Raw genomic sequence first — 23599 nt, 5'->3', positions numbered from 1 at the left:
TTAGACGATTTACACGTATTATGAACCAGCCTACATCTCCGTTTAGCAAACAACAGTTAATTCCTCAAGAAGAAACTCTTGAAGTCCTTAGAAAAAAAGGAGAACTATTTATTGGCATTCCTAAAGAAAATCAATATCAAGAAAAAAGAATTTGCCTAACGCCTGATGCCGTAAATGCAATTACTGCAAACGGACATAGGGTTTTAATTGAATCTGGAGCTGGTGAAGGAGCAAATTTCTCCGATCTTGATTACACTAAAGCTGGAGGTGAAATAACAAGAGATACTAAAAAAGTGTTTGGATGTTCTATTCTACTAAAAGTAGAGCCACCTACCCTAAAAGAACTTGAACTAATAAACCCACAAACTACTATAATTTCTGCACTGCAGTTAAAAACACAATCTAAAAAATATTTTGAAAAATTAGCTCAAAAGCGAATTACCGCTATTGCTTTTGAATATATAATGGATGACGATGGCAAATATCCCGCTGTTCGGTCTTTAAGTGAAATAGCGGGTATTTCTTCAGTTTTAATTGCTTCTGAAATAATGGCAAATACTAATGATGGCAATGGTTTAATGTTTGGAAACATTAGCGGTGTTCCTCCCGTTGAAGTTGTTATTATTGGCGCAGGTACTGTCGGTGAATTTGCTGCGCGTTCTGCTATTGGCTTAGGTGCAAACGTAAAAGTTTTTGACAACTCTTTAACCAAACTTAGAAACATTCAGGCAAACTTAAAACAGACTGTTTACACATCAACTATACAACCCAAAAATTTACTAAAAGCCTTAAAACGTTGTGACGTTGCTATTGGAGCTACACGAGGAAAAGACAGGTCTCCTGTTGTTGTTTCTCAAACTATGGTTGAGCACATGAAAAAGGGTGCTGTAATTATTGATGTCAGTATTGATATGGGCGGTTGTTTTGAAACTAGTGAAGTAACAAATCATGACAAACCTACTCGTGAAAAATTTGGAGTTGTTCACTATGCAGTACCGAATATACCTTCGAGATACCCAAAAACAGCATCAATATCAATAAGTAATATTTTTACACCCTATTTACTTAAAATTGGTGAAGATGGTGGTGTTGAAAATGCCTTACGCTTTGACAAAGGTCTTAGAAGTGGACTTTATTTTTACAGAGGCATACTTACAAAAAAGACCATTGGCGAATGGTTTGATTTATCATATAACGATATAAATTTTCTTATTTTTTAATTTACATATATGTCATTTTTAAAACGATTAGGCTTCTTCATTTTTGGCCTTTCAATAGGTATAGTTTTCCTAACCTTTTTTTTCAAAAATAAAGCAAAAGAAACAGGTTCTGAATTTTGCTATTTACCAAACTGTAGAGTATTAAAAGATTTACGTTCTAAATCCTATTCTTATTCTGATGAAGTAACTGCAATGATGGCAAGTGGAGAAATTGATTCTCTGACCATTAAATCTTTTTTTACTGATGGTGACGTAGATTTTAATAAAAGTGATACAAAATCCAAACCATGTAAAACTTATGTAATTGAACATGAAAACACTAAAAATGAAGTTCAATTCCTTACAGTTACTAATTGTCCTAAAAAAATAGTTATTGAAAAAATAACTGAATAAAAAAACCCGAAGCCAAAACTTCGGGTTTTTACTGTTTATATTTTTCTTCTTTCTCTTTCTTTCTTTAATAAATTAAGTTCTCGACTTGTTTGCCCAGCAACTGAAGTATTTTCTTCTGCTCTTCTAATTAAATATGGCATCACATCTCTAACTGGCCCAAAAGGTAAATACTTTGCTACATTATAGCCTTTTTCTGCTAAATTAAATGATATGTGATCACTCATACCATACAGTTGTCCAAACCATATGTTAGAATTATTAGGGCTTATGCCTTTTTCTTCCATAAGTTTAATTAACTTATAACAGCTTTCTTCATTATGTGTCCCTGCAAATATGGAAACATCGCTTAAATTATCAACCATGAAAGACACAACAGTATCAAAATTTTTATCAGTAGCTTGTTTTGAGATACAAATTGGGGATTTATAACCTTTTTCTTGCGCTCTATTGTTTTCTTTTTCCATGTACGCGCCACGAACAACTTTCATTCCCACTTTAAAACTTTCCAGCTTCGCTTTTTCCAACAAGCCTTTTAAATACTCTAAACGATCCCATCGGTACAATTGCAATGTATTATAAACAACTATTTTCTCTTTATTATATTTTCGCATCATATCTTCAACAAGACTGTCTGCCGCATCTTGTATCCAACTCTCTTCACCATCAATCAATAAAGCAACATCTAAATCGTATGCTTTCTTACAAGTTTTATCAAAGCGAGCAACTACTCTAGCCCATTCTTCTTTCTCTGAATCAGTTAAACCTTTTCCTTCATTTATTTTTTGAAATAAAGCAAATCTTCCATACCCAGTAGGTTTAAAAACAGCAAACGGTATACCATCTTTTTCTTTTACAAAATCTAATACATTCAAAATAGTTTCAAGTGCATTATCAAGAGGATCTTCATCATCTTTACCTTCCACAGAGTAATCTAACACAGAACTTACTCCCTTTGTATACATTTTATCAACAACAGGCATACAATCTTTCTCATTAATACCACCGCAAAAATGATCAAAAACAGTTGCCCTAATTAAACCCTCAACAGGTAAATGGGCTTTAATTGCAAAATTTGTCATTGCAGTACCAATTCTTACCAAAGGTTCATTTGCGATCATTTTAAATAAAAAATAAGCGCGTTCAAGCTCTGCATCCTTTTTAAGTGCAAAAGCTGTTGCCGTATTCTCAAAAATAGAATTCATTTTCAGTAAATTTTATAACTAATCAAATATAAGTACAGAAAATGTATTCTTAGAACTAAAAATAGTCTTTATTTTGTAGCAAATATTTTTTATAATAATGGATTCTATTACATCAGCATCATACGCAGTACATTTTAATGAAATTGCTTTTTTAAAAGTTAATGAGCATTTAGCTAAAGCCAACTATTCAAAAGTTTTTATTTTGGTAGATGAAAATACACATACGTGTTGTTTAGCTCCGTTTATGGCTGCAATTGAAGGTGATTATGATTTTGAAATTATTGAAATTGAATCTGGAGAAGTAAATAAAAACATTGAAACTTGCACTCAAGTATGGGAAGTGCTCTCTGAGCTTGACGCAGATCGTAAAAGTGTTATGATTAATATTGGCGGCGGTGTAATTACGGACTTAGGCGGTTTTGTTGCTTCTACATTTAAAAGGGGCATTGACTTTATAAACGTACCTACTACTCTACTTTCAATGGTTGATGCGTCAGTTGGCGGTAAAACTGGTGTTGATTTAGGTCCGTTAAAAAATCAAGTTGGTGTAATTAACCAACCTGTTATGGTTTTGATTGTTCCAAACTTTTTAAATACTTTAGATGATATACAAATGCGCAGTGGGTTTGCAGAGATGCTGAAGCATGGACTTATAAAAGATGAAAAATATTGGAATGATTTAAAAAAACTAAGCGACCTAAACAATGTTGACAAATTAATACACCATTCTGTAACAATTAAAAATGAAGTTGTTCTAATAGACCCTACAGAACAAAATTTACGTAAAATATTAAATTACGGGCATACTTTGGGTCATGCGGTTGAATCATACTTTCTTGAAAGTGAATCTCATGAATTATTACTACACGGTGAAGCTATTGCTGTTGGTATGATACTCGAAGGATATTTATCTTACAAATTAACAGATTTACCTAAGTCTGCTTTAGAGGATATCAAAGAGACATTTCTAAATTGCTATCCTAAAGTGGCTTTTTCTGATTCTGATATTGAAAATATTCTAAAACTTTTAAAGTTTGATAAGAAAAATTCTCATGGGAATATAAACTTTGTATTACTTAAAAGCATTGGTGAACCAGTTATTGATGTAAAAGTTGCTAACGATTTACTAACTGAAGCTTTTTCTTACTACAAAGAATAAGGTTTTCACGTACAAAAATTTCAATTACACAACTCTATAAATTTTTCTATTGTAAAATGATATAGTTTAGATATGAATTTAAAAACCATCTGAATTATGTTACGTAAACTAGTTAATTACAAGAAGTTAAGTCACGAAGTAGCCGCATTATTAATTGAAACATACCCACATGGTTATGGCGATTCTGATATCATTTCATTTAAAAATATGCATGGCGAAACTGTTGAAGCTGTTGAACTAAAAACAAAAGAAATAATTTACTTAGTAAAAATTAGCAAAAGCCTTTCAAACTTTATTGCAAATTTTGATGATGTTATAGAAAAAGAACTTGAAGCTAAACCAAATGTAAAATCAAAGGAATTAAAACATGCAAACAAATTAGAATTAACAAATAACACCTATAACTCTGAATTAGATTAAAAATATCGTTCTTCTAAAATATTAAAATGATGTTTTAAGTGACCTGATATTACAAAACCAGCGGCCGCAACACTCATAGGTGAATTACTTGCAACACCTTTTTTTATCAAATCTTGTTCACTAAACGAACTAAATAGTGTAATTGTAGCATTTCTAACTGCTATAAATTCATTTAAAATACTCTCTTTGCTTCTACTTTCTGCATTAGAACCAATTACATACGCATCTTGATCAAAACCAGGAAAATGAGATTTATCTCCCCTGGAAAAACATAATGCTCTATACTGAAAAACCCTTTCGGTATCAATAATATGCAACAAAACCTCTGCTACTGACCATTTATTGACTTCATAAGCATAACCCCATTTATCTGTTGGTATTTTTTTTACATAATCTACAAAAACAGTTAAGTCATCATGTAATGAACTAACTAATTCAACATTATTTAGTTTAGAAATATAGGTTTCATAATATGCATTGTAATCTTCTGGTTGTAATTCTGTTGAATTCATAACTTATAATTTTGGTTGATAAACAAAAAATCCTAAACAAGTTTTGTTTAGGATTTTAAATTTTGAAAAAACTTAATGACTATAACTCATTAAAGATTGTATGCATTAAACGTTTCTTATCATTTATGCTTTCCTCTAAAGAAATCATTGTTTCTGTTCTACTAATACCATCAATATCATCTATTTTAAAAATAATGTTTTTTGCATGGTTTGTATCTTTTGCTCTAATTTTACAGAAAATATTAAATTTTCCTGTTGTAATATGCGCAACAGTTACGTTAGGTATTTGATTTAAACGCTCTAAAACAAATTTAGTTTGGTGCGTTTTCTCTAAAAATATACCTACATATGCTATAAATGCATAACCTAATTTCACATAATCTAAAGTTAAAGAAGAACCTTTAATAATACCTGCTTCTTCCATTTTCTTAACGCGAACGTGAACCGTACCTGCTGAAATTAAAAGTTTTTTTGCAATATCTGTAAAAGGTGTTCTGGTGTTATCAATTAACATATCCAGAATTTGGTGATCTATTTCGTCTAATTTTACTTTTCCCATTTGACAATATTATTTACGCAAAAGTAATTAATTAAGAAATTAAATTCAATAAAAGATGTATAATTTTAACAAAAACGTAATCTTTGAACGTAAAATAAAAAAAATATTCATTTTTAGAGAAGTGCCTCTACAAGTTTCTTGTCTGATTTTATTTTATCTAAATCACTATTATTTAAGCAGTTATATACCAAATGCCCAAAAAATCCATTGTTTTTTTCTAAAATATCAACCGTTGGATCAAATGTTAACTTACCCATAATTAGCTTTTCTTTGTACAAAATTCCCATTTTTGAATCTTTTGGTAACGATTTATCAATAATTTGGGCATTTTCAATAAGGATATCATAAAAAAGTTTTCCGTTTTCAGGAATTTCAAAGTATTCTTTTTGAGTATAGTCAGCAATATTTTGATTAGAAATTACTTTTACACCTGTTAACATTGCACAAAAAATTAATGCTCTTGTTTCTTCTCTTTCATAATCACTGGGGTAATGACCAGATTCAAACAAAATTGTTGGTTTATCTAACATCTGAAATGTATCTCCAACGCAATTTGCATTAAAACCATCATCATAACGCCCTACTTGCCCAGGTATATATTGTTGCAACTCTTTATTCATAGCTACAATTAATTGCATACTCTGACCTCTAGTAGATGATATTGAACGTTCTTCATTATAAGCTGGAGCTAAAAATGATACTGTTGCGGGTTTTGGCGTTGCACCAACATTAAATATTGTACGTTGATCATGTAAGTTAAAGCAATAATCTGGCTCAAACTCTTCATAAACACTTCTAAGTACTTTACTTTCTGGTTGTGTTCTTTTTTGAGCATCTCTATTTAAATCAACCTCATTCGCATTTATTCTTGTATAAGCTTCTGCTCCATCAGGATTTAAAATTGGTATTATTTTTATAGTACAATTAGTAGAAATTGAATTTGCTAAATCAGTCCCAGAATCAATAAAGTTTATAAAATCTAAAACAGCTTTTGTCGTAGTAGATTCATTACCGTGCATTTGAGACCACATTAATATTTTGTGTTTACCAGAACCAAATGTAACAGACTTTATAGTTTTACCTAAAACAGATTCGCCTATGGCATCAACTTTAAATTTGTTATTTAAACTATTAAGAAAAGGAAACACGTGTTCGTTTGTTACATATCTTCCTTGAACTTCTGTAACCTTAATATCTTTTTGAATATCTAAAAAACGGATCATAAGACTATATTTTCATAAAATAAAATGCAAATGTACATTCAAATGCAATTACAATTGTAACAATTGTAATTTACAAATGTTACAATTGTGTTATTTTATGTATTTTTAGTAAATTTACATAAATATGAAGTTTTATTAATTAAAGTTAAACTTTAATTAAGGTCATTTAAAAGACAAATTTTTAATTATTTCATACAAATTAATGGTCAAATATCACCTTAGTATTTAAAAGCCTTAAAATTGAAGTTTAAATTAGCTGTTTTTACAATGTTTACATTTATAAACATTAATAGTTACAAAAGTAAAGATGTTGTTTATGATTAATCCAGAAGAATTTATAAATAGAATTGAAAAAATCTTAGATTTTTATAGTTTAACCGCTACTAGCTTTGCCGATAAAATATCAGTACAACGTTCTAGTATATCACACCTACTCTCTGGAAGAAATAAACCGAGCTTAGAGTTTGTCTTAAAAGTTGAAGATGCCTTTCCTGAAATTCAACTTAATTGGCTACTTCATGGCAAAGGAAGTTTTCCTGCTTCAAAAGAAAAAAAAGTAAAACAAGAAAAAAATGTAACTTTCACTACACCTGTTAAACAAACTGAAGCCACTAAAACTCCCCAAGTCATTGAAAAGAAAATTGCTGAAAATCACAGTATTACTAAAGATATAAAAAAAGTCATCTTATTTTATACTGATGGCAGTTTTGAAGCATATGATAATTAACTAAAATTTATATTTCTTCACTTTCAAATAAACCATCACGCAGCAATTTTTATTTACTTTTGTTATCATGAGAAATCACGTTAGTTTATACCTTATTTTTTTATTAGGTTTAGCGTCATGCTACCAACCTGAAAGAAATTGTCAAGATTTTAAAACCGGTTCGTTTTCATTTGAATATGAGTTAAATGGCGAAACAAAAACTAGCACATTCGTGCGTACCAAAGAGTATAGCATTGAAAAATACGAAACGAAGATTGATACTGCTAAAGTTCGATGGATTAACGATTGTGAGTTTATTTTAACACCAAACGACAAACAAACCCCTATCCACTATAAAATACTTTCAACAACTACAGACACTTACACTTTTGAGTATGGTGTTGTTGGTAAAGCTCAAAAATCAAAAGGAACAGCTACTAAAACCAATTAGATATCTATTAACGTTCAGTTTTAATTGCAATACATATTTTACTAAAAGATAACTTTACACAAATAAAAGCGCTTAGAGCCCCTTATTTAACAAGTTCTCATATATATAATGAGCTTATTTAAAAGAATAATTATTATAAAAGCTAAGCTTATAAAAGGCTAATAACTTTTACAATCCAACCAAAAGGGCATACCATAAAAAAAAGAGCAACTAAACTAGTTGCTCTTTTTTAATATTATTTAATTAGGCCTGTGAAACACAGTGCCAGGACTTTCTTTTACATGTTTCTCAAAAAGTCGTTGCTGTTGTTTTACAGTCAATGTACTCCCATCATGACTCCAACCAGGAGGTCCAAATATATACATTAGCTTATGCGAAAGCTTTTTAGACTTTTTCATATCTATCCAAATATCTTTAAACTCATGCGTTAAAATAACAATTGGATTATTTGAATTTGGAGCATGTGTTACTCCAAATTTAACCTCTATTTTATCATCTAACTCTAACCACGTACCAAACATTCTATCAAAAATGTTTAAGAATCCACCATGGTTTTTATCTAAGTACTCTACATTTTGAGCATGATGAACTTGGTGCATTGTATGCGTATTCATGAATTTTTCAAAAATTCCCAATTTAGGCAATAGTACTGTATGCAGTTGAAATTGCCATAAGGCTTCTATTCCTAAACAAAAAACTACCATTTCAGGTGAAAAACCAATAGCAGGCATCCACATGTAAAATAAAGGTTTATACAATAATGTAAACCATCCATTACGAACCGCAGTACCTAAGTTAAAATTATCTGAAGAATGGTGGACAATATGCGCCGCCCATAAAATACGAATTTCATGATTCGCTCTGTGAAACCAGTAATACGTAAAATCATCCGCTAATTGACATAAAAGCCAAACATACCATGCATAACCAAAAGCAGTATATCCTAATATGTTCGTATGTACACCATCAACTAAAGGATTACATACTTCATATACATAGGTAAAAATAACAATTGCTGAAACCACTTTAAGTAAAGCTGCCAGAATTGCAGAACCAACACCCATAAATCCGCTTGCAAAAAGATCTTTCCAATCGTATAAATCATGATGCTCATCGTGATTTTTACTATAAGTAAGTTCTAATAAAATAAATATAATAAAACACGGTGCACCGTAAACAAGAGGGTTTGTTAAATCCATATTTTTATTTTTTTTTCAAATGTACCACTATTCACCTATAAATAACAAACGGTTTAACTTATAAACTAGTACTATTATATTACTTTTATTAATCGGTTTATAGTCAAAATTAATAATTAAGATTCAGATTTTATGAAAATAAAGTTAAATCTATTGAATCAGCCTCTCTATCCTTTCAATTGTCTCATCAGGTAAGTCTCGCAGTGTCATAATATGGGAAGTATTTGTCCTCCAAAACTCTTTAGGTTCTAAAGCATTATTAAACAAATTATTACCATGGTTTATTGAAACATTTAAATCATTTAAACTATGAATTATAAGTTTTGGCGTATTTCTAATCTCTTTAATATCTCTCACCCCAATATAAATCTGATTAAAATCTTCGGGGTGATTTTTTGCTCTATTTTTTAAAAAATCAAATGGAGCATAATCAATAGCTATTTGTTGTGCTGATTCAAATGCACCATCTAATACTAGTGCATCTACATCATTAAGATTATCTTTAGTTATTTTGATGGCAAGTTGCCCTCCTAAAGAAACTCCATAAACAATAGTTTTTAAACTATCACTTTTAATTCTAGTCAAAAAATCATCAAAAGCAACTTCAGTATCTCGCAAAACCCCTCTGTAATTTGGAGAGCCATCAGCCTTACCGTAACCTCGCCAATCAGCAGCATAGACTGAAAAACCAGCATCAATAAGTGTTTTATATAAATTAGAAAGATATATTGCATTACCTCCAGAACCATGGATAAAAAAAACATAACCCTTACATTTTTTTTTAGTTTTGAAGAAATAATTATAAGTTGTTATTGAATCATTAACCTGCAATTGATACTCCTTATAATCATACCCATCTGCCCCAATAGTATCTTTCGAAGGACTATATGCAAGTTTAGATTCATCATGATTAATCATTGCTTTTAAAACTTCATCAGTTTGATATTTATAAATAGCAAACCCGATTATTACGAACACTACCATTAAGATGGCAAAACCTGTGATTTTTAATATTCTTTTCATTTTATTTTTTTTAGTTGAAGCAAACTAAAAACAAAATAAGATGTAGCTGAAATAAAAGGTATTTAATGCGTTTAATAGTGATAAAACACCGGACTTAGGTATGAATTGATTAACCTATAGGTATTAACCGAATAACACTTTCATTGTTTTATACGAAGCCCTTGACACAGGAATTTCCTCTTTAAAAAATTTTGAAATAAGAACAGCCTTCTGAGAATTACCCTTTATTTTAAAGGAGAGATTTGAATTTACTAAATAAGATCGGTGTGTTTGAACCAAGAAAGGGGCTTGATTTAATATATTAGATAATTTTGAACGTAACATTTTTTGACTTAAAATTTCATCTTTGTAATAAACAATAACATAATTATCTTCAGATTTAACATACAATAACTGATCCTCCAAGATAACCAATTCATCTTTAAGATAATCACCCTTTATAAGCAGTGTATTTGAACTGTTTTTTGTTTTATCACCAACACTATGCTCCTTACCGATATTAGATTTTGCAGAAAATAAATATCTAACTACCGTTTTAGTAAAAACAATAAGAGGTAAAACTGGCAAGAATAGGTGATATACAAAAAGTAAAAATCTACTAATTGAAATAGGTTGCTCCTCAAATACTATATCTAAATATATATAACCTATAATAGCCCCAGAAATAGACGATATACAAATGAAAATTATTTCATCCCACACCAACCAACTTCTTCTTTTTAAGAAGAAATAATTTGAAATTAAATATGCTAAAATGTAATTTATGCATTCCGAAAAACCAAATCCTATTAATAGTATTCCGCTATATGGATTATTAAAATTATTAAGATTGAAAGGCTTTAAACTTATCAAAATAAAACTCAACAAAGCGCCCAAAATTACCCCAATTAGTATATGAAGTCTGTAATTGGGGTTATATGGAAATTTTTTATTTAAAACCATAAATTAGCAATCAAACCTAATAGCAAAGACTAAAATAAGGATGCTTGAGAACCATCTTCATCACCTTCTTGTTTACTTTCTTCTTTTTTTGCTTCTTCAGAATCATCCTTAATTTCCTCATCAGGATCAATATACTCTAAAGACTCAAGGTTATTAATGTTTTTTACCTTGTCAGATGTAAGCTGATTACCTAAAGCTTTAATTCCTTTAACCGATATAAAATCCTCAATATCAACTTCTTGATTAGGCTTCACATCCTTACCTCTAGGTTTCACAAATTCAAGCTCAACAACAGGCCTCCAATCTGTAGAAACTAATTCTAAAACTGTTTTTGGATGTTCAGAAATAAACAAATCTTCTCGATTTTCATTCTCAATCAAGAATCTTTTAATGTAATATTTCTCTTTTTCCCCATCGTAATAGATTGCTGAAATTGGCTTTTTAGGATTCCATTTTTCTAAAACAATCATATCTTGATCAAAATGCGCAGAAAGCTCTGGTGAAAATGTTTTCACATATCCTTTTTGAGTAACCACTAGCAAAAGATCTTCACCCTTAAACTCACCAAGCAACTCACCTCTACCATCAACATTTAATCTACGAACAACATCATCGAACCAAATTTTACGAGGTTTTAATGTGGAAACTCCTTTTTCTTTAAGTTCAATACGTTTAACTGGATATTTTGTAACCAAATTACCTTTTGAAGATCGTCCTTTAATAAGAATATTCGCGAAATCTATATCCCATTTCAATTTTTTTATGCTACCTGCTTGTCGAAGAAGCACAGTGACTATTTCAGCTTCACCATTTGGATTTGCAGAAAAATATAAAACATCCGAATTATTTGCTCCATTTGTTAAATCATATATTTTATCTCTAGTCACCGCTGTCACATTAAATCTTTTTATATAACTCGGCCCACCTTTACCATCTTTATATATCATGTTATAGATGGTCCGCTTGTCTTTCTTCTTAAAAACAGCAACATGGAGGATGTTTTTACCAATAAAAGTTTTAGAATCCACCTTAGTAATCATCATTTCACCTTGCTTGGTGATTACTATAATATCATCAATATCAGAACAATCTGTTACATATTCATCACGCTTTAATGATGTACCCACAAAACCCTCTTCTCTATTTACATAAAGCTTCGTGTTACGAATAACCACTTTTGTTGCCTCAATATCATCAAAAATTCTAATTTCAGATTTACGCTCACGACCTGTACCGTATTTAGATTTCAGATTTTTAAAATAATCAATAGCAAAATCAATAATATGCTCTAAATCATACTTGACCTGTGCAATTCTTTCATCAAGACTATCAATAAGCTGTTGTGCTTTATCAATATCAAATTTAGAAATACGTTTAATTCTAATTTCTGTAAGACGAACAATATCATCTTCGGTAACGGCACGTTTTAGATGTTTAATGTGAGGTTTTAAACCTTTATCAATCGCAGCAATTACACCTTCCCAGGTCTCTTCTTCTTCAATATCGCGATAAATACGATTTTCAATAAATATTCTTTCCAATGAAGCAAAATGCCATTGTTCTTCCAACTCTCTAAGTTGCACCTGTAATTCTGCCGTTAACAACTCAACGGTATAATCCGTTGAACGTTTTAACATTTCCGTCACACCAATAAACAACGGTTTATTGTCTTCAATAATACAACCTAATGGCGAAATTGAAGTTTCACAAGCCGTAAATGCATATAAAGCATCAATAGTCTTATCTGGCGACAAACCAGATGGCAAATGCACCAAAATTTCAACATCTGCAGCAGTATTATCTTCAATTTTACGAACTCTAATTTTACCTTTTTCGTTTGCTTTTAATATAGAATCTATTAAACTAGAAGTATTAGTAGAGTAAGGTATTTCACTAATAACCAGTATATTCTTATCTAATTGAGATATTTTTGCCCGAACACGAATTTTACCACCTCTTAAACCGTCATTATAATTACTAACGTCGATAATTCCTGAAGTTGGAAAATCTGGATATATGGTGAATTTTTGCCCCTTCAAATGTTTGATAGAAGCATCAATAAGTTCAATAAAATTATGAGGTAAAACTTTCGTTGACAAACCAACAGCAATACCTTCTGCACCTTGAGCGAGTAATAATGGAAATTTTACAGGAAGATTTACAGGTTCTTTTTTTCTTCCATCATAAGAAGCCTGCCATTCGGTGATTTTAGGACTAAAAACCACTTCAAGTCCAAATTTTGACAATCTGGCCTCGATATATCTTGATGCAGCAGCACTATCACCCGTTAAAATATTCCCCCAGTTACCCTGAGTATCAATCAACAAGTCTTTCTGACCAATTTGCACCATAGCATCAGCAATACTTGCATCACCATGTGGGTGATACTGCATTGTATGCCCTACTACATTTGCTACTTTGTTGTAACGACCATCATCCAGCTCTTTTAAAGCATGCATAATTCGCCTTTGAACTGGCTTAAAACCATCTTCAATTGCAGGCACTGCTCGTTCTAAAATTACATATGAAGCATAATCTAAAAACCAATCTTTATACATTCCCGTTACCTTGGTCAGGGTATCTTGAGAATTTTCTTGGTGATCATTATGTTCTTCGTTCAATTCTTCATTTTCTTCCATTCAAGAATTAATCGTATTATCTTGGTTTCTATTTAGTTATCTTCTACTAAGTCTAACTCTACTTTAAGGTTTTCTATTATAAATTTTTGTCTGTCAGGAGTATTTTTACCCATATAAAATTGCAGTAAGTTCTCTATTGACATGGTCTTATCCAACATAACAGGTTCTAAGCGAATATCACCACCAATGAAGTGCTTAAATTCATCAGGGGAAATTTCACCTAAACCTTTAAATCGTGTAATTTCTGGTTTACCCGTTAAAGCCTCCATTGCTTCTTGCTTTTCTTCTGGGCTATAACAGTAATATGTTTTCTTTTTATTTCGAACTCTAAATAATGGCGTTTGTAAAATATAAAGATGATTCTCTTTTATTAACTCAGGAAAAAACTGAAGAAAGAACGTGATTAACAACAAACGAATATGCATACCATCAACATCTGCATCAGTTGCAATTACTATATTATTATACCTTAAGTCTTCCATTGAATCTTCAATATTCAATGCCGCTTGCAACAAATTAAATTCTTCGTTTTCGTAAACTATCTTTTTACTCATTCCATAAGAATTCAAAGGCTTACCTCTTAAACTAAAAACAGCTTGAGTATTTACATCACGAGATTTTGTAATAGAACCAGATGCAGAATCACCCTCTGTTATAAAAAGTGTACTTTCTAAATATCTATCATTTTTAGTGTCTCCTAAATGCACACGGCAATCTCGAAGCTTTTTATTATGTAAACTTGCTTTCTTAGCTCTATCTTTTGCCAATTTTCGAATACCGGACAGCTCCTTACGTTCTTTTTCAGCTTGCATAATCTTACGCTGCAACTTTTCAGCAGTATCAGGATTTTTATGCAAGTAGTTATCAAGCTTTGTACCTATAAAATCATTTATATACGTACGAACGGTTGGGAATTCACCTCCCATATCTGTTGAACCTAATTTTGTTTTTGTTTGACTTTCAAAAACAGGCTCCATTACTTTTATTGCAATTGCAGATATAATTGACTTCCGAATATCAGATGCATCGTAACTTTTACCATAAAAATCACGAACTGTACGCGCTATTGCTTCGCGAAAAGCCGCTTGATGCGTACCACCTTGTGTAGTATGTTGCCCATTTACAAAAGAATGATATTCTTCACTGTATTGCGTTTTACTGTGCGTAATGGCAACTTCAATATCATCACCCTTTAAATGAATAACAGGATACAACATATCTTCTACATTGTTATTATCCTCTAAAAGATCTTTAAGTCCGTTTTCTGAATAGAATTTTTCGCCATTAAAAACTATAGTCAACCCAGGATTTAGATACACATAGTTTTTAAGCATCCGCTCTATATACTCGTTACGAAACTTATAATTCTTAAAAATAGCTTCATCAGGGATAAAAGAAACTTTGGTTCCTTTTCTCTTTGAAGAATCAATAGGTCCTTCTTCTGCAACCAAATTACCTTGGTGAAATTCTGCAGTTTTTAATTTACTTTCTCGTGAAGATTCTACTTTAAAAAAGGTCGACAAGGCATTAACAGCTTTTGTACCAACACCATTTAAACCTACCGATTTTTTAAATGCTCGCGAATCATACTTACCACCAGTATTCATTTTAGATACTACATCTACAACTTTACCAAGTGGAATACCACGACCGTAATCACGAACAGAAACTAAATTTTCTTTAATATTAATTTCTATGGTACGACCAGAACCCATTACAAATTCATCAATACAGTTATCTATAACCTCTTTTACAAGAATATAAATACCATCATCGGCTGATGAACCATCACCTAACTTACCAATATACATACCAGGACGCATACGAATATGCTCTTTCCAGTCTAATGATCGAATATTATCTTCAGTATATTGTGTATTTGTATTGTCAGCCATAAATAGGTTTGTTCGAAAGCGTTGCTAATATAACAACTGTAATCGAAAGATAAAATAGCAGATGCCGAAAGTAATCAACAATAAACATTTTTATTTTGTTTATATCCCAAAATTGAAGTCTAATTTCAAATTTTCGCATAAAAAAACCTCACTTAAAATAATCAAGTAAGGCTTAATATTTTTTTTAATGACGAAATATATTAGACGTTGAATCTAAAATGCATAACATCGCCATCTTTTACAATATACTCTTTACCTTCTACTTTCATTTTACCAGCCTCTTTTACTTTAGCTTCACTACCAAGTGCTACGTAATCACTATACGCAATAACTTCTGCTCTAATAAAACCTTTTTCAAAATCAGTGTGTATAACACCAGCCGCTTGCGGAGCAGTTGCGCCAACAGGAATTGTCCATGCACGAACTTCTTTAACTCCTGCGGTAAAATAAGTCTCTAAATTCAATAATTTATAAGCACCACGAATCAATTTTCCAGAACCTGGTTCTTCTAAACCTAAATCTTCTAAAAACATTTGTCTTTCTTCATATGTTTCTAACTCTGTAATATCAGCTTCGGTACCAACAGCTAAAAATATAACCTCAGCATTTTCTTGCGCTACAGCCTCTTTAACTTTTTCTACATAGGCATTACCACTTACCGCAGATTCCTCATCTACATTGCACACATACATTACTGGTTTATCTGTAATAAATTGTAATGGATGAACATACTCAGCATGATCTTCAGGTGAAACCTCAACAGCTCTTACCGAAGTACCTGCTTCTAAAGCTTCTTTTATCTTTAATAATACAGCTTCTTCTTTTTGAGCATCTTTATTACCTGTTTTAGCAGTTCTTTTAACTTTCTCTAATTTTTTATCTACAGTCTCTAAATCTTTCAACTGCAATTCCATATCAATAGTCTCTTTATCTCTAATAGGATCAACAGAACCATCAACATGAACAATATTATCATTATCAAAACAACGCAAAACATGTAAAATTGCATCAGTTTCACGAATATTCCCTAAAAACTGATTACCTAAACCCTCGCCCTTACTTGCCCCTTTTACCAAACCAGCAATATCAACAATTTCTACAGTTGCAGGCAAAACACGCTCTGGAACCACCAATTCTTCTAATTTTTGTAATCTTGGGTCTGGTACATTTACCACACCTATATTAGGTTCTATTGTACAAAAAGGAAAGTTTGCACTTTGAGCTTTTGCATTAGACAAACAATTAAATAATGTGGACTTACCCACATTTGGCAATCCTACGATTCCTGCTTTCATCAGTTTATTTTTTTTAACGATACAAATATAGTTTTTACTATGATAATTTATACAATATATAAAAACAAAGATATTTTTTGTGAAATCATCAATTCACCTAATTATTTTCAATATTTTTAAAAAAACTTTAGAAGATTATTAGTAAAATAACTACTTTAACGTTTCGTTAACCAAATTTATATTAATAATCGTAAAACTTTAAGTGCGGATAATGCAAACTAACAAAGAAGAAATATTATGGCGTTTATTTTTAGAAGGTAATGCTGATGCATTTTCTGCTATTTTCAAGCTATATTATTCTCCTTTACATAATTATGGGTTAAAAATTTGCAATAACACTCAAGCTACTGAAGATTGTTTACAAAATTTCTTTATTTACCTATATGAACACAGAAAAGGTATTAAAGAAGTAAAAAGTGTAAAATCGTATTTATTTATTTCATTTAGAAGATCACTATTAACCTATTTGAAAAAGGAACGCACTTATACGGATATTGAAAGCGTTAAAGCTAAATCATTAAATTTTGAATTTTCAGCTGAAGAGTTAAGAATAAATCAGGAATTTACTACCGCAAAAAAAGAAACTGTTACAAAAATACTAAACACACTATCTACTAGAGAAAGAGAAGTTATCTACTTAAAATATTATAGTAAGCTTTCAACTTCTGATATAGCCACTACAATGAGTATTACATACCAAAGCGTATCAAATACACTACAAAAAGCTTTTACTAAACTTAGAAACAACATAGAAAACAACATGTTGGCTGCCGTTTTAAAAAAATAAATGCATTTTTTTTGTTTTTTTAGGGTATAAAATAAAAACTCACCTCTCTTACTTAATATATAGGTATAAAGCCAATATTTTATATTACGCATGGAGAACAATAAACAACATCTTTTAGAAAATCTTTTAAATGATACCTCATTTCAAAATTGGGTATATAAAAAAAATAGAAATGATATTGCTTTTTGGAATAATTGGATACAAGACAACGCTGACCAAGTTGATACTATATATAATGCTAGAGATATTATATTAGGAATTAATTTTGAACACAAAACGCTAGACAAAGCTTTTATCGATAATAAATTAAATTCTGTTTTAGATAAAATTAATATTACTGCTTCACCAAAAAACAACATTAAATCTTCATACAACAAAAAAGCATTAGCATTACCTGCAATATTAGCGAGTGTTTTACTATTGTTCTTCTTGTATTATAATTTCCAAACTAATGAAATAATACACAAAACAGGTTTTGGTGAGATTATTAATTTAAAATTACCTGATGGCACAACTGTGGTCTTAAACGGTAATTCTGAATTAAAATATGAAAAAGAAAACCCTAGAGATGTTATTCTTAAAGGTGAAGCATATTTTAAAGTTAAATCTAAACCTTCTACTAAAGCAAAGTTTTGGGTAACTACAAATGATTTAAAAGTAGAAGTTTTTGGTACACAGTTTAATGTAAATACTCGCAATGAAAAAACCAATGTATTACTCGATGAAGGCTCTATAAGTTTATTGCTTGAAAATGGTGACTCTCAAAAAATGGCGCCTGGAGAAATTGTTTCATATTCAAAGAACAATGAAAACTTCATGCACGAGAAAGTCAGTAATAAAATCAAATATGCACATTGGAAAAATGGAACCTACATATTTAATAACATATCTCTTTTTGAAGTAATGAAATACATAGAAAACACCTATGGTATCACTTCTGAATTTACTGATACTAATTCTAAAAATATTTTAATAACTGGCGGAATTCCTAATGAAAATTTGAAAATATGTATTGATGCAATTGAAAAGTCCGCAGGCATCACAATACAAAAACATGAAAACAAACTCTTAATTACGAACAACTAATTACTAAAACTCACAAATATGAAAAAAAAGCAATTAATTAACACTTTAAGCTCTGTCGTCCTATTCTTAGGTATTATTGGCATTGCTCACGCAGACGTACCGAATAGCAAAGCAAATGATGTGAAAATTACATTATCTGACTTTTTAAATGATGTAAGCAAAAAACACAACGTGTTTTTTACATACAATCCCACATTATTATCAGGTTCTTCATTAGACCCTAAAGATTACAATTATGAAAAATTAGAATCTATCTTATCTAAATTAGAGAAAAGAACAAGTTTTGATTTTGAATACTTAGGTAACAAATACTACGTAGTTTATCATAAAAAAAATAACAAGGTAGAAGTTAGTAAAGTAGGTTCTGTTGGAGCTGCTGATATTAACATGATAAATACCGTATTCAACCTTCAAAACACAGTTTCTGGTACAATTACCGATCAAGATGGAATGCCTTTAGCCGGTGCTAACATTGTTGTTAAAGGTACTTCCACTGGTACAACTACTGATTTTGATGGTAACTATGTTATTGAAGCCGCTAGCGATGCAACCTTAGTATTTAGTTACATTGGTTTTGGTACTGTGGAGAAAAAAGTTAACGGAAATTCAACCCTAAACGTTCAGCTTTCTGAAGGCAATCAGTTAGATGAGTTTATTGTTGTTGGTTCTCGTACTGCTCCAAGAAGTAACGCAGATACACCATTACCTGTTGATGTTGTAGGTGCTAAAGAACTTACTTCAACTGGGCAACCAACTTTTGACAAAGCATTACAATATAAAATACCATCATTTAACACTGTACAAACTCCGGTAAATGATGCAACATCTCTTTTAGATCCTTATGAGATTAGAAACATGGGACCTTCAAGAACATTAATATTAATTAACGGTAAACGTAAAAACTTAAGCGCACTGTTATACACACAAACCTCTCCTGGTCGTGGTGAAACTGGTGCTGATATCTCTGGTATTCCAACAGATGCAATTAAACGTGTTGAAATATTACGTGATGGAGCTTCTGCTCAGTATGGTTCTGATGCGATTGCCGGTGTAATGAATATTATTTTAAAAGATAGTCCTAATGATGGCTCTGCAACTATTAGAACAGGTATCACAAGTGAAGGTGATGGCGAAATGTTTGGCGTTGCCTTAAATAACGGTACTACAATTGGTGATAATAAAGGTTTTGTTAATTATACTATTGATTTATCTAAAGTTAACCAAGCAAACAGACCTGGTACAGTTAGTGCTTTAGGTGAAGCTGCTGATTTTGGTGCTGACTTAGATTTTGTAGAGGAATTTTTAAGTAGAAACCCTGATGCAAATAACGTTAATGGTTCTCCTGAAACTGCTGCTTCTAAATTTGAAGTAAACATGGGATATAAATTAAGTGAAAACACAAACCTTTATGGTAATGCTGCTTACGTTTACAAAAAAGTAAATAGTTTTGCGAATTACAGAACTCCTTACTGGAGAACTTTAGATGATGATAATGATGGTTTTTCTTATTTAGCGGATTTTTACCCTGGAGACAACCCTACTACAGAAAATGGTTATGATGGCTATTTGCCAACATTTGAAGGTTTATTAAGCGATTACAACGCTACAATAGGGTTTAAATCTACTAAAAATGATTGGAATATTGACGCAAGTTTTACAACTGGTGGTAATACTCAAACATATACAGTAAGTAATACCCATAATGGAAATTACGTGTACTCCCCATCAACTTGGATTGATACTAACGGAGACGGTGTTGTCGACGATGGAGAAATTACAGAAGGGTCACAACTATATAGAGAAAATAGCCAACAATCATTTGATCCAGGAGGAACAAAATTCACTCATAATGTAGGTAATATTGATATTTCAAGAATATTATCAGATAAAATTAGCATAGGTTTTGGTGCTGAGTTTAGAAATGAAACATTTGAAGTTATTGAAGGTGAACTAGCTTCTTATGACGGTGGTGGTGCCGATTCGTTTGCGGGTAACAGTCCTGAAAACGCTGGCAAATTTAACCGATACAACATTGGTGGTTACTTCTCTTTAGATTATGATGTATCTGACGCTTTTTTATTAAGTGGTACTGTTAGAACTGAGAACTATTCTGATTTTGGGAATACATTTATTTACAAATTTAGCTCTCGTTTAAAATTAACAGATCAATTAACTGCAAGAGCATCTATATCTTCAGGCTTTAGAGCTCCAACATTACACCAAATTTATACGCAAAAAGCTCAATACAGTTTTGTACCAGGCCAAGGTATTCAAGTCGGTGGTTTAATTAATAATGTATCTACACAAGCTAAACTTTTAGGTATTCCTGAATTAGATGCCGAAACATCGAATAACTTTACAATTGGTTTTGGTGGTAAATTTGATAACAGCTTTAGTTTTACTTTAGATTATTATAATATTGCTGTAAAAGACAGAATTGTTTTAGGATCTGAAATCACTGGAACTGATGCAGGAGATACAGCTTTAGATCAAATTTTAACAGACAACAACTTAACTGATGTAAGTTTCTTCTCTAATGCTATTGATACTAAAACATCTGGTATTGATGTAGTTTTAAGTAAAAAAAATATAGCTATCGGCGAAGGAAGCTTAAGCTTGAACTTATCTGGTAATTATACTATTACAAACGAACGTGATGGAGATGTAAATGATATTGATTTAGTTGCAGATTCTGGTCAATCAGTTGTAAATGATACGCAAGAAGCTTTATTCTTTACTTCTAGACCAAAAACTAAATGGATTTTAGGAGCTAATTATGATATTAACAAATTCGGTTTCTCTCTAAACAATACTTATTTTGGTAAAACTACCTTTAAGCAACAAGGTTTAGATGAAAACTTAAGAACTGAGTTTACTCCAAAAGTTGTTACAGATTTAGGTGTTAACTTTAGTGCTACTGATAAGTTAACGCTATCATTAAACATCAACAATATATTTGATATTCTACCTGAATGGTCTTTCAAAGCTGAAAACGCGGATGGACAAGCTATTATTGATGATACAACTATTACATCAACTGGCTTAACTGAAATTGAAAACCAATCAAACCTAATTACTTTTAACCAACGTTATTCTCAAATGACTTACGATGGTTATCACTTTAGCCAATTAGGAACTATGATTAACTTTTCAATTAATTATAGATTTTAATTAGTTGCTTTGAAAGCTACCTAACACACTTTTAGGTAGCTTTCTTATATTTTTAATGCTATTAACTTAGAAATACGATGTTAAACAACATCAATGCAACAAAAAACCCGAACCAATAATGGTTCGGGTTTTTTTATAAAATTATTTCTATACTATCCGTTAGGGTGCATAAATTTTTGTTTAGCTAATAGCTCATCTTCCGTTTCTACGTGATCATCATCAGGCACACAACAATCTACAGGACACACAGCAGCACATTGAGGCTCTTCATGGAATCCCATACATTCTGTACATTTATCAGGAGAAATATAATACACCTCATCACTAATAGGCTCTTGAACATCATCAGCATCAACTTCTTTACCATCAGGTAAAACAACACTACCGTTTAATGACGTACCATCACTATATCTCCACTCATCGGCACCTTCATATATTGCAGTATTTGGACACTCTGGTTCACAAGCTCCACAGTTTATACATTCATCAGTTATTATAATTGCCATAATTTTCTTTTCTTTTATGCTGAATTAATTTCAGTATCAATACTTTTGCAAAGGTAAAACCTAATACAATCCTATACAAATATAATGACAGACCTTACGACAAGAAAAGAAGCTTTTGTTAAACTTGGTACTTTTTTCAAAGAATATTGTGTTTATGCTAACAATGATGGGAAAACTCCTGAAACTTCATCGGATTTATTTACGGCTTTTGATGATAAAATAGCTTTAGCAAAACATAAAAATGGATGGTTTAATCGCGAAAACATTTTGTTTAGCATCAAAAGTTGGTCTAAAGAATTAAAAAAAGGTAATTTAGAAAGTTGGTTAGCAAACTATAAATTAACTAATTTAATAGAGTCTAAAACAGTTGCTTTAATCATGGCGGGTAATATTCCTTTAGTAGGGTTTCATGATTTTCTATCAGTTTTGATAACAGGACACAAAGCTATTGTAAAACTATCTTCTAATGATAATATATTATTACCCTTTGTTGCTAAAGTATTAATTGATATTGAACCCACTTTAAAAGATGCTATCGCTTTTGAAGACAATAGATTATCTGATTTTGATTTAGTTATAGCTACCGGAAGTAACAATACTGCACGCTATTTTGAGCATTATTTTAAAAACAAACCTCATATTATAAGAAAAAACAGGAATTCTGTAGCTGTTTTAACAGGTAATGAAACGGAAGAAGAGCTTACCGCTTTAGGGGAAGATATTTTTCAATACTACGGTTTAGGCTGCCGTAGTGTTTCTAAATTATTAGTTCCACAAGATTATGATTTTGATGCTTTTTTTAAAGCCATATTCAAATTTAGCCCTATAGTAGAGCAAATTAAATATGCCAATAATTACGATTACAATAAAGCAGTATACTTAATGAGTGAATTTAAGCTGCTAGATAATGGTTTTTTAATACTAAAAGAAGACGAAAGTTACGCCTCGCCTATTGCCTCGTTATTTTACGAAAAATATGATTCGATTGATAGTGTTAAAAATAAACTCGATAATGACAAAAACAAAATTCAATGCGTGGTATCTAAAGGGGTTTTTGATTATGAAGTGAAATTTGGCAAAACTCAAAAACCAAACATCAGTGATTATGCTGATAATGTTGATACAATTAGCTTCTTGTTAACAAACTCATAGATTTTTAGCGTATTTATTATTTAATCAGCTATATTTTTAAGACCTTTGCAAGCTTAAAA

21 protein-coding genes are annotated in these 23599 nt (G+C 31.0%); 10 read left to right on the top strand and 11 right to left on the bottom strand.

Annotated elements, in window-relative coordinates:
* The first annotated feature begins 20 nt into the window (after nt 1-20).
* Together KO500_RS07075 and KO500_RS07070 are read left to right on the top strand one after the other, a co-directional pair.
* A complete protein-coding gene (locus KO500_RS07075; protein ID WP_215955823.1) occupies nt 21-1220 on the top strand; it encodes an alanine dehydrogenase in 1200 nt (399 codons plus the stop codon).
* Nucleotides 1221-1229: 9 nt separating this feature from the next.
* The gene (locus KO500_RS07070) at nt 1230-1613 is read left to right on the top strand and encodes a DUF4258 domain-containing protein (RefSeq protein WP_215955822.1); all 384 of its coding nucleotides are present in this window, start codon (nt 1230-1232) and stop codon (nt 1611-1613) included.
* A 35-nt stretch (nt 1614-1648) separates the two neighbouring features.
* On the opposite strand, the gene KO500_RS07065 is transcribed toward KO500_RS07070, so the two are convergent.
* The gene (locus KO500_RS07065) at nt 1649-2815 is read right to left on the bottom strand and encodes a proline dehydrogenase family protein (RefSeq protein ID WP_215955821.1); all 1167 of its coding nucleotides are present in this window, start codon (nt 2813-2815) and stop codon (nt 1649-1651) included.
* A 97-nt stretch (nt 2816-2912) separates the two neighbouring features.
* On the opposite strand from KO500_RS07065, the gene aroB reads away from it, so the two are divergent.
* A complete protein-coding gene (gene aroB, locus KO500_RS07060; RefSeq protein ID WP_215955820.1) occupies nt 2913-3974 on the top strand; it encodes a 3-dehydroquinate synthase in 1062 nt (353 codons plus the stop codon).
* A 96-nt stretch (nt 3975-4070) separates the two neighbouring features.
* A complete protein-coding gene (locus tag KO500_RS07055) occupies nt 4071-4394 on the top strand; it encodes a hypothetical protein (RefSeq protein ID WP_215955819.1) in 324 nt (107 codons plus the stop codon).
* On the opposite strand, the gene KO500_RS07050 is transcribed toward KO500_RS07055, so the two are convergent.
* The 3 genes from KO500_RS07050 to KO500_RS07040 form a co-directional block, all read right to left on the bottom strand.
* Entirely contained in the window at nt 4391-4906 is a 516-nt protein-coding gene (locus KO500_RS07050; RefSeq protein WP_215955818.1) for a DinB family protein, read from the bottom strand. The two genes, KO500_RS07055 and KO500_RS07050, sit on opposite strands and share 4 nt — an antisense overlap.
* A gap of 79 nt (nt 4907-4985) precedes the next feature.
* The gene (locus KO500_RS07045) at nt 4986-5465 is read right to left on the bottom strand and encodes an Lrp/AsnC family transcriptional regulator (RefSeq protein ID WP_215955817.1); all 480 of its coding nucleotides are present in this window, start codon (nt 5463-5465) and stop codon (nt 4986-4988) included.
* Between the two features lie 113 nt (nt 5466-5578).
* The gene (locus KO500_RS07040; RefSeq protein ID WP_215955816.1) at nt 5579-6688 is read right to left on the bottom strand and encodes a M14 family metallopeptidase; all 1110 of its coding nucleotides are present in this window, start codon (nt 6686-6688) and stop codon (nt 5579-5581) included.
* A 316-nt stretch (nt 6689-7004) separates the two neighbouring features.
* Between KO500_RS07040 and KO500_RS07035 the strand changes: the two genes are divergently transcribed.
* Complete coding sequence (locus KO500_RS07035) at nt 7005-7415, top strand: helix-turn-helix transcriptional regulator (protein ID WP_215955815.1); 411 nt, start codon at nt 7005-7007, stop codon at nt 7413-7415.
* Between the two features lie 67 nt (nt 7416-7482).
* Complete coding sequence (locus KO500_RS07030; RefSeq protein WP_215955814.1) at nt 7483-7845, top strand: hypothetical protein; 363 nt, start codon at nt 7483-7485, stop codon at nt 7843-7845.
* Nucleotides 7846-8084: 239 nt separating this feature from the next.
* Here KO500_RS07030 and KO500_RS07025 read toward each other — a convergent pair whose 3' ends face one another.
* From KO500_RS07025 to ychF, 6 genes are all read right to left on the bottom strand, one after another.
* A complete protein-coding gene (locus KO500_RS07025; protein ID WP_215955813.1) occupies nt 8085-9044 on the bottom strand; it encodes a sterol desaturase family protein in 960 nt (319 codons plus the stop codon).
* 150 nt (nt 9045-9194) lie between these two features.
* Complete coding sequence (locus tag KO500_RS07020) at nt 9195-10067, bottom strand: alpha/beta hydrolase (RefSeq protein ID WP_215955812.1); 873 nt, start codon at nt 10065-10067, stop codon at nt 9195-9197.
* Between the two features lie 123 nt (nt 10068-10190).
* Nucleotides 10191-11009, bottom strand: a complete 819-nt coding sequence (locus tag KO500_RS07015; RefSeq protein WP_215955811.1) for a LytTR family DNA-binding domain-containing protein — start codon at nt 11007-11009, stop codon at nt 10191-10193.
* A gap of 29 nt (nt 11010-11038) precedes the next feature.
* Entirely contained in the window at nt 11039-13648 is a 2610-nt protein-coding gene (locus KO500_RS07010; RefSeq protein WP_215955810.1) for a DNA gyrase/topoisomerase IV subunit A, read from the bottom strand.
* Nucleotides 13649-13680: 32 nt separating this feature from the next.
* Nucleotides 13681-15543, bottom strand: a complete 1863-nt coding sequence (locus KO500_RS07005; protein ID WP_215955809.1) for a DNA topoisomerase IV subunit B — start codon at nt 15541-15543, stop codon at nt 13681-13683.
* Between the two features lie 200 nt (nt 15544-15743).
* Nucleotides 15744-16838: a redox-regulated ATPase YchF gene (gene ychF, locus KO500_RS07000; RefSeq protein WP_215955808.1), complete on the bottom strand. Its 1095-nt coding sequence runs from the start codon at nt 16836-16838 to the stop codon at nt 15744-15746.
* Between the two features lie 211 nt (nt 16839-17049).
* Between ychF and KO500_RS06995 the strand changes: the two genes are divergently transcribed.
* The 3 genes from KO500_RS06995 (at nt 17050) to KO500_RS06985 (ending at nt 21882) form a co-directional block, all read left to right on the top strand.
* Nucleotides 17050-17625: an RNA polymerase sigma factor gene (locus KO500_RS06995; protein ID WP_215955807.1), complete on the top strand. Its 576-nt coding sequence runs from the start codon at nt 17050-17052 to the stop codon at nt 17623-17625.
* A gap of 90 nt (nt 17626-17715) precedes the next feature.
* On the top strand, nt 17716-18711 hold the full coding sequence (locus KO500_RS06990) for a FecR family protein (protein ID WP_215955806.1): 996 nt from the start codon (nt 17716-17718) through the stop codon (nt 18709-18711).
* Nucleotides 18712-19098: 387 nt separating this feature from the next.
* The gene (locus KO500_RS06985) at nt 19099-21882 is read left to right on the top strand and encodes a TonB-dependent receptor (protein WP_215956045.1); all 2784 of its coding nucleotides are present in this window, start codon (nt 19099-19101) and stop codon (nt 21880-21882) included.
* A gap of 152 nt (nt 21883-22034) precedes the next feature.
* On the opposite strand, the gene KO500_RS06980 is transcribed toward KO500_RS06985, so the two are convergent.
* Nucleotides 22035-22388: a 4Fe-4S dicluster domain-containing protein gene (locus KO500_RS06980; RefSeq protein ID WP_215955805.1), complete on the bottom strand. Its 354-nt coding sequence runs from the start codon at nt 22386-22388 to the stop codon at nt 22035-22037.
* Nucleotides 22389-22472: 84 nt separating this feature from the next.
* On the opposite strand from KO500_RS06980, the gene KO500_RS06975 reads away from it, so the two are divergent.
* Complete coding sequence (locus KO500_RS06975; protein WP_215955804.1) at nt 22473-23540, top strand: acyl-CoA reductase; 1068 nt, start codon at nt 22473-22475, stop codon at nt 23538-23540.
* The last annotated feature ends 59 nt before the right edge of the window (nt 23541-23599 follow it).

It is taken from the genome of Cellulophaga baltica, from assembly GCF_018861125.1.
Classification (GTDB): domain Bacteria; phylum Bacteroidota; class Bacteroidia; order Flavobacteriales; family Flavobacteriaceae; genus Cellulophaga; species Cellulophaga baltica_A.
Note: the sequence above shows the minus strand (reverse complement) of the source record. Positions and strands in the feature narration are given on the sequence as shown.

What these genes read in the sequence shown, in the direction of transcription:
- KO500_RS07075 (WP_215955823.1), top strand. Translation starts at nt 21, where the DNA reads ATGAACCAGCCTACATCTCCGTTTAGCAAACAACAGTTAATTCCTCAA.
- KO500_RS07070 (WP_215955822.1), top strand. Translation starts at nt 1,230, where the DNA reads ATGTCATTTTTAAAACGATTAGGCTTCTTCATTTTTGGCCTTTCAATA.
- KO500_RS07065 (WP_215955821.1), bottom strand. Translation starts at nt 2,815, where the DNA reads ATGAATTCTATTTTTGAGAATACGGCAACAGCTTTTGCACTTAAAAAG.
- aroB (WP_215955820.1), top strand. Translation starts at nt 2,913, where the DNA reads ATGGATTCTATTACATCAGCATCATACGCAGTACATTTTAATGAAATT.
- KO500_RS07055 (WP_215955819.1), top strand. Translation starts at nt 4,071, where the DNA reads ATGTTACGTAAACTAGTTAATTACAAGAAGTTAAGTCACGAAGTAGCC.
- KO500_RS07050 (WP_215955818.1), bottom strand. Translation starts at nt 4,906, where the DNA reads ATGAATTCAACAGAATTACAACCAGAAGATTACAATGCATATTATGAA.
- KO500_RS07045 (WP_215955817.1), bottom strand. Translation starts at nt 5,465, where the DNA reads ATGGGAAAAGTAAAATTAGACGAAATAGATCACCAAATTCTGGATATG.
- KO500_RS07040 (WP_215955816.1), bottom strand. Translation starts at nt 6,688, where the DNA reads ATGATCCGTTTTTTAGATATTCAAAAAGATATTAAGGTTACAGAAGTT.
- KO500_RS07035 (WP_215955815.1), top strand. Translation starts at nt 7,005, where the DNA reads ATGATTAATCCAGAAGAATTTATAAATAGAATTGAAAAAATCTTAGAT.
- KO500_RS07030 (WP_215955814.1), top strand. Translation starts at nt 7,483, where the DNA reads ATGAGAAATCACGTTAGTTTATACCTTATTTTTTTATTAGGTTTAGCG.
- KO500_RS07025 (WP_215955813.1), bottom strand. Translation starts at nt 9,044, where the DNA reads ATGGATTTAACAAACCCTCTTGTTTACGGTGCACCGTGTTTTATTATA.
- KO500_RS07020 (WP_215955812.1), bottom strand. Translation starts at nt 10,067, where the DNA reads ATGAAAAGAATATTAAAAATCACAGGTTTTGCCATCTTAATGGTAGTG.
- KO500_RS07015 (WP_215955811.1), bottom strand. Translation starts at nt 11,009, where the DNA reads ATGGTTTTAAATAAAAAATTTCCATATAACCCCAATTACAGACTTCAT.
- KO500_RS07010 (WP_215955810.1), bottom strand. Translation starts at nt 13,648, where the DNA reads ATGGAAGAAAATGAAGAATTGAACGAAGAACATAATGATCACCAAGAA.
- KO500_RS07005 (WP_215955809.1), bottom strand. Translation starts at nt 15,543, where the DNA reads ATGGCTGACAATACAAATACACAATATACTGAAGATAATATTCGATCA.
- ychF (WP_215955808.1), bottom strand. Translation starts at nt 16,838, where the DNA reads ATGAAAGCAGGAATCGTAGGATTGCCAAATGTGGGTAAGTCCACATTA.
- KO500_RS06995 (WP_215955807.1), top strand. Translation starts at nt 17,050, where the DNA reads ATGCAAACTAACAAAGAAGAAATATTATGGCGTTTATTTTTAGAAGGT.
- KO500_RS06990 (WP_215955806.1), top strand. Translation starts at nt 17,716, where the DNA reads ATGGAGAACAATAAACAACATCTTTTAGAAAATCTTTTAAATGATACC.
- KO500_RS06985 (WP_215956045.1), top strand. Translation starts at nt 19,099, where the DNA reads ATGATAAATACCGTATTCAACCTTCAAAACACAGTTTCTGGTACAATT.
- KO500_RS06980 (WP_215955805.1), bottom strand. Translation starts at nt 22,388, where the DNA reads ATGGCAATTATAATAACTGATGAATGTATAAACTGTGGAGCTTGTGAA.
- KO500_RS06975 (WP_215955804.1), top strand. Translation starts at nt 22,473, where the DNA reads ATGACAGACCTTACGACAAGAAAAGAAGCTTTTGTTAAACTTGGTACT.